The following is an 8,213-nucleotide window of genomic DNA, read 5'->3' as shown; positions in this document are numbered from 1 at the left end:
GGCCAGGGTCCGGGCCGCCGCCCGCCCCAAGCTCGACGGCGCCTGCTCGGATTCCACCTGCTCGGATCCCACCGGGTCGGTGACAGTCACAACGAAACCCCAATCACTGGTAGCGGGGATTGGTGGCGTGCCAGGTGAAGCCGCCGCCCATCCAGGAACGGACACCCACGAGGAAGCGCTGCAGCTCCGGCGACGGCACGGCCAGCAGCTCCCGGTGGCCGTCCTCGAACTCGTGGACGATCTTGTTGTGCAGCTCGACGGTGGCCTCCACCGCCTCCTCGACCGGGCAGCCGCGGTCGGCGGCGATCTGCAGCACCATGTTGCAGACCGGTTTCTCGTCGGCCGCGTCCTTGGCCACCGAGTGCAGGTCGTTGACCAGCACCGACGCCGTCCCGGCCCGCATCATCGCCTCGCGCACGCGCGGGTCGTAGTAGAACGGCGCGGCCAGCTCGTAACCGCCGACGGCGTCGACCAAGGTCATCGACGTGTAGAAGCTGTCGTGCTGGCGGGCCGCCAGGTACTCCCACGCCGGTGGGTACCGCCCGGTGTGGCGCCACGCCGCGTAGGCGTCCCAGCTGACGAACATCGAGAACGTCGCGTAGCAGACCCGCTGCACGAGCACCGGCGAACCGTGCCGGCCCAGGTGGCCGATCGCCGAGTGCAGCCCGACGAGGATCGGGTCGCTGCGCAACGCCTCTTCCAGCGGAGGCGTGAACTCCCCGGCCGGGGCGACCGGGTCCATGGCCGCCATGACCAGCGCCAGCCGCGGCGGGAGCTCGGTCGGCGCCGCGCCGAGCGTGCTGTCGTCGGCGTAGTAGTCGTCGGCCGCCCACCAGACCGCGTTGAGCTGCGCGGCGACGAGCAGCCGGTCCGGGTCGTCGCAGTCGGTGTGGGCGAGCATCGCCAGCCGGCCGAACCCGGCGCCGGCGATCTGCTCCAGGCCCTTGCCGGTGAACCCGCGGTCCGCCGCCCAGGCGACCAGCCGCCGGTCGACTTCGGCGGCCAGGCCGTCGTCGACCCGGCCCTGGACCGGGCAGTACAGCGGCGACGCGCTGCCGTCGCCCCACGGCAGGTACGCGTACGCCGGGTCCGGCCCGGGCGCGGGCGCGAACTGGGTCGCGATCCGCGCCGCCGACGTCCCCAGCCCGAACGGCACCGTCGGCAGCCCACCGGCGGTCCATTGTGGACAAGTGGTGCTCTCCCCGGTCACCCCGCCCGCCTCAGACGCGGTCGGCGGCGATCAGCAGGTAGTGGAAACTGCCCTCGCGATAGGCGGTCAGGAACGGCTTTTCGATGCCGGTGGCGACCGACGACTTCTCCCGCAGCTCCCAGTAGGGGATCGTCGCCGCGGTCAGGTCGACGACGTTGATCGGCACGAACCCGTTGGCGGCCAGCGCCTTGAAGTAGTCGCCGCGGGCGTGGATGTTGCAGATGTAGTGCTGGTCGATCTGGCTCACCGCGCGCGACCGGCCGCCCGTGACGTCGTTGTAGCACCCGGTGATCGTCACGTACCGGCCGCCGGGCTTGAGCTGCCGCGCGTGCTCGGCGAACAAGTCGTTCAGGTCCACGTACATCGTGCTCTCGTTGTTCCAGATGCCCTGGAACACCCCGGATTCGAAGCCGGTGTCGAGCATGTTCTTCAGGTGGTAGCGCACCGAGCCGTCGATCCCGCGCTGCCGCACGTGCGCATTGGCGAACCCGACCTGCTGCTCCGAAATGGAGATGCCGTCGACCTGGCAGCCGAACCGCAGGTGGGCCATGACGCTCGTGCCGCCGCGGCCGCAGCCGGCGTCGAGCAGCCGGTCCTCCGGCGCGATCGGGCCCAGGTGGTCGAGCAGGACGTCCGCCTGCGCGGTCTCGAGCCGGTGCATCTCCGCGATGATCGCTTCGTCGCGCGTGGCGGCCGGGGTTTCGAGCACGGCCGGGTCGTAGTCGCCGAGGCCGTAGTGGTGGTGGTAGAGCCCGTCGACATCGCCCAGCCGGAGGTTCACCGGATCCTTCTCCGCGTTCCAGTAGTCGGCGACCGACTGCTGGTACGCGGTGCGGGTCACGGGCTTCTCGAGAGCGGTCATCGATGGCACTCCTCGTTCGTTTCCTTGACAGGAAAGGGATCCGGTCCCTCACGGAAGACGCTAGTGGCGGGAGTTTCGCAGGGACAAGAAGATTCACTCGGGCTTGGTGGTCCTTGCCCGTCCGGCCCAGCGGAACCCGCGCCGCAGGTGGTCAGGGCTGGTTTGCCGACCCCCGTTGGAGATCGACCCCGCCACGACCGGGTGACGAAGCGCGACAGCCCGTGTCAGGTGATTTCGAGGTTCGCCATCATGCCCATGTCCTCGTGTTCGGCGTTGTGGCAGTGGAAGAGGTACCGGCCGCGGTAGCCGTCGAAGCGGGTGATGATCTCCGCCGCTTCGCCCGGGCGAAGCGAAACGGTGTCCTTGAGCCCGGCGTCGTGCGGCAGCGGCGGCCGCCCGCCGCGCGAGAGCACGCGGAACCCCGCCAGGTGCAGGTGCACCGGGTGGTGGACGTCGGCGACCAGCCGCCACACCTCGACGTCGCCGAGGGGGACGGTGACGTCCGTGCGGGCCGGGTCGAACGCCCGCCCGCCGATCAGCCAGCCGCGCCCGTGGTCCAGCTGACCGGCGCGGAAGGAGAAGTCGCGGACCCGGACCGGCCGGTCCCACGACGGCAGATCCGTCGACAGGACAGCGGGAACGCGGCTGTCGTCCCGGGCGCGGCGCGCGACCCGGAAGGCCATTACTTCGGCGGTGCGCCCGGAGCCGAGCCGGTTGCGCAGCCGGACAAGGCCGCCGACCGGGACGCCCGCGAAGTCCACGACGACGTCGTAGCGCTCGGCCGGCCCGACCGGCAGGGTGGCGTGGGTGACGGGCGCGGCGAGCAGCCCTTGGTCGGCGCCGATCTGGACGAGCGGGAGCCGGCGCCCGTCGTCGGTGACCGCCTCGAGTTCGTAGTGCCGGGCGTTCGACGCGTTGAGGATCCGCAGCCGGTACCGGGCCGCGTCCACTTCGTGCACCGGCCACGGCGCGCCGTTGACGAGGAGCACGTCGCCGAGCACCCCGCCCAGGAAGCTCTCCCGCACGCCCGGCCGGTCCCGCAGCGTGCCGTCCACCGACGGGTAGTCGGGACTGCCGTCGGCGGCGAACGCGCGGTCGGCGATCAGCAGCGGCAGTTCCCGCGCTCCCGCGGGAAGCCCGAGCGCTTCTTCGGCGTCGTCGCGCACGATGTGCAGTCCGGCGAGGCCGCGCCAGATCGCCGGGGCCGTGAAGTCCATCCGGTGGTCGTGGTACCAGAGCAGCGCCGGCCGCTGGTCGAGCGGGAACGTGTAGCTGCGGGTGAGGCGGGTCCGCACGGCCCGCGGGTCGGACATCGCGTGGTGGACGGGAGTCCAGTCCGCGGGCAGCACCAGGTCGGTCGGGTAGCCGTCGGAGTCCGCCGGCGTCCGGCCGCCGTGGAGGTGCACGACGGTCGGCACGGGCAGCTCGTTGCGGTGGGTCACGGTGACCGGCTCGCCCCGGCGCGACTCGATCGTCGGCCCCGGGAACGTGCCGTCGTAGGTCCACATCGACGTCCGGATCCCGGGCAGGATCTCGATGTCCGCCACGCGCTGGGTGATCTCGAAGCGGCCGGGAGCCACCGGTGGCAGCACCCGGGGCAGCGGGAGCGGCACCCGGAACGGCGGCGGCAGCGGGAAGGCGCTGCGGAGTTCGGCGCCGGTGAGCGCCGGCCGCCGGGACAGCGCGGCCGCGGTGGACAGCCCGGTGGCGATAAGCAGGCCGAAGGCGCCGCCGAGGCGCAGCACCTGGCGACGGCTCAGATCACGCATCGACGGCCTCCCACCGGCGGCGCCACAGGGCGACGACCAGCACGACCAGCCCGGCGACGGTCAGCACCCCCAGTGGCAGGTGCAGCCACAAAGCGCCGTCCAGCCCGGCGAAGTACTGGACCGTCTCCGCGGTCACCACCGCCGCCGTGGCGGCGAACGGCCACGCCCGCCGCAGCCGGACCCACACCACGATCGCGACGATCAGCTGCGCGTACCCGAGCGACGTGACGACGTCGGCTCCGGTCGCGTGCAGGCGCAGACCGTCGTAGTCGCCGCTGAGGTACACCCCGGCGAACACCGGCTGACCGGCGATCGCCACCAGGTGCGCGCTCGCCACGACCCGCAGCACCCCACTCGCTTTCCCGGTTCTTTCCACACTCCGAAGCTATGACCGGGAAGTCATCATGTCTAAGATCAATATCGCTATGCCGTTATGACGCGGGAGGCATGACGTGGACCTGGGGACGCTGCGGCAGTTCCTCGTGGTGGCCCGGCTGGAGCACCTCAGCCGCGCGACCGAAGAGCTGCGCGTCGCCCAGCCGTCGCTGAGCCGCACCATCGCGCGGCTGGAGAACGAGCTCGGCACACCGTTGTTCGACCGGGCCGGCCGGCTCCGGCTCAACGACGCCGGAAAGCTCTTCCGCGGCTACGTCGAGCGCGCCCTCGGGGAGCTGGACGCGGGGCGGCGTGCGGTCGCCGACGCGGAGGGCTTCGGCACGGTGCGGCTGGCGTCGGAAACCTTCCTCACGCTCACCCGGCCGCTCGCCGCGTTCAAGCGGGCCCACCCGGACGTCGAGATCGAGCTGCACCAGCTGCCCGCCGAGGCGATGGCGCGGGCGCTGCGGGCCCACGAGGTCGATCTGTGCGTTGCCTCGCAACCGATCCCCGACGACGGGCTGGCCGGGGTGCGGCTGCTCGACGAGCCGGTGCTGCTGGCCACCCCGCTCGGGCACCGGCTGGCGGACCGTGCCTCGGTGAGCGTCGAAGACCTCGCCGGCGAGCCGTTCGTCACCGCCCGGCGCGGGCACTGGCACCGGCGGCTGCTCGACCGGCTCTTCGCCGCCCGCGACCTGACCCCGAAGATCGTCTTCGAGGGCGACGAACCGGGCGCGATCCAGGAACTCATCAGCGCCGGGATGGGCGTCGGGCTCAACCCGGCGATGGCCCGCCGCGTCGCCGCGCAGGTGCCGGTCGCCTGGATCCCGGTGGACAGCCCGGACTGCCGGCGCACGATCACGCTGTTCTGGGCCGCGGGCGACCGCCTGCCCGCCGCGGCCCGCCTGATGCGCACCGCGCTCACCGAGTGGCCGTGGGACCTTCCGTCGTGATCCCGGCGAGGAAGTGGCGCTGCGCCACGAAGAACACGATCAGCAGCGGCACGGTCGTGATGACGCTGCCGGCCAGCACGATCTCCCACCGCTGCTCGCCGGCCTGGCCGAACTGGTCCGACAGCGCCTTGAGCCCGCGGGGCAGCGTGTACAGCGCCGGGTCGCGCAGGTAGATCAGCGGCTTGAGCAGGTCCGACCAGCTCGCCTTGAGCTCGAACACGAAGCTGACGATCAGCGCCGGGCGGCACAGCGGCACGGCGATGCGCCAGAACAGCGTCCAGTGGCTCGCGCCGTCGACGCGGGCGGCCTCGAACACCTCGCGCGGCAGGCCGAGGAAGAACTGGCGCAGCAGGAAGATGTAGAACGCGCTGCCGAAAAGGTTCCCGGCCCACAGCGGCACCTGCGTGTGCGCCAGGCCGACGCTGTTCCAGATCAGGTACACCGGGATCATCGTCACCGCGGCCGGGAGCATCATCGTGGCCAGCACCAGGCCGAAGAGCGCGCTGCGGCCGGGGAAGCGGAAGTAGGCGAAGCCGAACGCCACCAGCGAGCTGGTCAGCGTCACCGCCACGGCCGCCGCCAGCGACACCACGACGCTGTTGACGAACCAGGCCGCGACCGGCGCGGCCCGCCAGATCTCGACGTAGTTGTCCCAGGCCCAGGTGCGGGGGATGAGCAGGTTGTCGAAGACCTGCGCGCGCGGCTTCACCGACGCGCTGAGCAGCCAGACGAACGGGTAGAGGAACAGCACCGTCGCCGCGGCCAGCGCCGTCCAGCGGACCACCCGGCGGGCCGTCACCGGTCACCGCCCTCGTAGTACACGAACCGGCGGCTCAGCCGGACCTGCACCAGCGTGATCGCCAGGATGACGACGAACAGCAGCCACGCCATCGCCGAGGCGTACCCGAGGTGGAGGAACTCGAAGGCCTGCTGGAAGAGGTAGATCAGGTAGAACAGCGCCGCGTCGTTGCTGTAGGTCGCCGAGGCCGCGGAGCCGTAGAACGCGGTGTAGGCCTCGTCGAACGACTGCAGCGCCGCGATCGTCTGGACGATCAGGGTGAAGAACAGCGCGCCGCTGATCATCGGGACGGTGATCCGCCGGAACCGCTGCCACGCCGACGCGCCGTCGAGCTCGGCGGCCTCGTACAGCTCCCGCGGCACGCCGCGCAGCGCGGCCAGGTAGATCACCACCGTGCTGCCGACCGACCACAGGTGCATGAGCACCAGGCCCGGCTTCACCCACGGGCCGTCGGTGCTCCACTGTGGACCGTCGATGCCGACCAGCCCGAGCGCGGCGTTGACCAGGCCGGCCTGGCCGTTGAACAGGATCAGGAACAGCACGCCGACGGCGACCTTCGGGGTGATTTCGGGCAGGTAGAACACGGTGCGGAAGAACCCGGCCGACCGGCGTCCGGCCCGCGTGAGGAGCGAGGCCAGCGCCAGCGAGACGGCCATCGTGGCGGGCACCGACATGACGGTGTACACGAGCGTGTTGACCAGGCTCTTGCGCACCGCCGGGTCTTCGAGGAGCCGCTGGTAGTTGGCCCAGCCGACGGCGTCCGGCGAGCGCAGGGCGTCGTAGTCGGTGAAGGAGAGGACGAGGCTGGCGATCATCGGGAGCGCCATGAAGACGGCGAACCCGATCATCCAGGGGGACAGGAAGGCATACGCGGCCCAGGCGTCTCGCGTACGCCGCTTCACCGGGCGGCGTCCAGCGCCCGCTGGGCTTCCTGCTGGCCCTGGCGCAGGGCGTCGGCGGGCTGCTGCTCGCCCGACAGCACGCGGTTGACGGCGTTCTGCCACGCCGTCTTGAACTCGGAACCGGCCGGGGAGGCGGGCATGGTGAAGGCGCTGTCCTGGGCTTTGAGCACGGTCCGGACGGCGGCGTCGAACGCGGGCCGGTCGGCCAGCTGCACGAGACTGCCGAAGATCTCCTGGTCGGCGACGCGGTTGCCGGTGTAGACGCCGGTGAACGCCTTGCCGGCGGCTTTCCGCTTCTCGGCGCGCGCCTTGGCGGCGGCGACCCACGCCGGTGCGTCGGTCATCGTCTTGATCCAGGTGCAGGCCTGCTCCTTGTGGGTGCTGCCGGCCGGGATGACCCAGGCGCTGCCGGTGACCCAGTCGATCGGGGTGCCGGCGGTGTCGGTGAACGGCGCCGCGGAGATCCGCACGTCGGGGGAGTAGTTGGCGAGGACGTTGAGGTACCAGTCGTCCATCAGGGTGGCCGCCAGCTGGCCCTGCTTGAACGGGTTCTTCTCGCCGAAGAAGTCGAACGAGTCGCGGAAGGCCTTCACCGCGCTCCAGCCGCCCTGGGCGTCGATCAGCGACTTGGCGTACGTCAGGGCTTCGGCCAGCCGCGGATCGTCGAGGTGCGCGGTACGGCCGTCGTCGCTGAGCATCTGCACGCCGTTGGCCTTGGCCCACAGCGGGAGGAACTCGGGGATCTTCGGGTCGAAGCCGATCCGCGACAGCCCGCCGCCGCTGCGGACGGTGAGTTTCTGCGCGGCCGTGGTCAGCTTCGCCCGGTCCGCGGGATCGACGTCCCGGGGTGTCAGCCCGCCCGCTTCGACGGCGGCGTCGTTCACCAGCAGGACCCGGTTGTCGTAGAACTCGGGCAGGCCGTAGACCTTGCCGTCGAGGGTGACTTCCTTGAGTGCGGCGGGCCGGTACTGGCTGACATCGATGTGCTGCTTCGCGATGCAGTCGGTGAGGGGTTCGAGGGTGCCGCGGGCGGCGTAGGTGCCGAGGAGCTGACGGTCGAGGTAGACGAGGTCCGGTGGGGTGTGCGACGCGACGGAGGCGAGGAACTGCTGGGCGTCGAAGGCACTCCCGCCGATCTTGACGGTGGCGGGCGCGATCGCCTTGCCCGCCAGGTCGGCCCGGGTGGTGGCGATCTCGTCGCCGAGGCCGAAGCCCATGGTCGTCAAGGTGGCTTCGGTATCACCACCGCTGCCGACTCCGCCGCACCCGGCGAGGAGCAGGATCGTCGTCGTACCGGCCAGAAGTTTCCGCACCATGGCACACCCCTCCCAGAGGGGCGGCGG

General features: G+C 71.3%; 8 protein-coding genes. 1 reads left to right on the top strand and 7 read right to left on the bottom strand.

Annotated elements, in window-relative coordinates:
- Positions 1–103 precede the first annotated feature (103 nt).
- The 4 genes from ACWDN5_RS35960 to ACWDN5_RS35945 all read right to left on the bottom strand — a co-directional run bounded on the left by ACWDN5_RS35960 (position 104) and on the right by ACWDN5_RS35945 (position 4,217).
- Positions 104–1,210 (bottom strand): family 2 encapsulin nanocompartment cargo protein terpene cyclase, encoded by a 1,107-nt coding sequence (locus ACWDN5_RS35960; protein ID WP_449679416.1) that lies wholly within the window; start codon positions 1,208–1,210, stop codon positions 104–106.
- 10 nt (positions 1,211–1,220) lie between these two features.
- Positions 1,221–2,072 (bottom strand): geranyl diphosphate 2-C-methyltransferase, encoded by an 852-nt coding sequence (locus tag ACWDN5_RS35955; protein WP_449679415.1) that lies wholly within the window; start codon positions 2,070–2,072, stop codon positions 1,221–1,223.
- Between the two features lie 224 nt (positions 2,073–2,296).
- Positions 2,297–3,841 carry a multicopper oxidase family protein gene (locus ACWDN5_RS35950; RefSeq protein ID WP_449679414.1) on the bottom strand — a complete coding sequence of 515 codons (1,545 nt, stop codon included), beginning with the start codon at positions 3,839–3,841 and terminating at the stop codon, positions 2,297–2,299.
- Positions 3,834–4,217, bottom strand: coding sequence for a hypothetical protein (locus ACWDN5_RS35945; RefSeq protein WP_310977619.1), 384 nt, complete (start codon positions 4,215–4,217; stop codon positions 3,834–3,836). The genes ACWDN5_RS35950 and ACWDN5_RS35945 overlap by 8 nt, the downstream gene beginning before the upstream one ends.
- Before the next feature lie 76 nt (positions 4,218–4,293).
- On the opposite strand from ACWDN5_RS35945, the gene ACWDN5_RS35940 reads away from it, so the two are divergent.
- Entirely contained in the window at positions 4,294–5,169 is an 876-nt protein-coding gene (locus ACWDN5_RS35940; protein WP_449679413.1) for a LysR family transcriptional regulator, read from the top strand.
- On the opposite strand, the gene ACWDN5_RS35935 is transcribed toward ACWDN5_RS35940, so the two are convergent.
- Genes ACWDN5_RS35935 through ACWDN5_RS35925 form a run of 3 tightly spaced genes read right to left on the bottom strand, consistent with a single transcriptional unit; the run spans position 5,138 to position 8,186 of the window.
- Positions 5,138–5,968: a carbohydrate ABC transporter permease gene (locus ACWDN5_RS35935; protein ID WP_310977617.1), complete on the bottom strand. Its 831-nt coding sequence runs from the start codon at positions 5,966–5,968 to the stop codon at positions 5,138–5,140. The two genes, ACWDN5_RS35940 and ACWDN5_RS35935, sit on opposite strands and share 32 nt — an antisense overlap.
- Positions 5,965–6,870: a carbohydrate ABC transporter permease gene (locus tag ACWDN5_RS35930; protein WP_449679412.1), complete on the bottom strand. Its 906-nt coding sequence runs from the start codon at positions 6,868–6,870 to the stop codon at positions 5,965–5,967. The genes ACWDN5_RS35935 and ACWDN5_RS35930 overlap by 4 nt, the downstream gene beginning before the upstream one ends.
- On the bottom strand, positions 6,867–8,186 hold the full coding sequence (locus tag ACWDN5_RS35925) for an extracellular solute-binding protein (RefSeq protein ID WP_449679411.1): 1,320 nt from the start codon (positions 8,184–8,186) through the stop codon (positions 6,867–6,869). The genes ACWDN5_RS35930 and ACWDN5_RS35925 overlap by 4 nt, the downstream gene beginning before the upstream one ends.
- Positions 8,187–8,213: the final 27 nt, after the last annotated feature.

Source organism: Amycolatopsis sp. NPDC003731 (genome assembly GCF_053586895.1).
The sequence above is the reverse complement of the archived record's forward strand: the minus strand, read 5'-3'. Positions and strand labels throughout refer to the sequence as shown.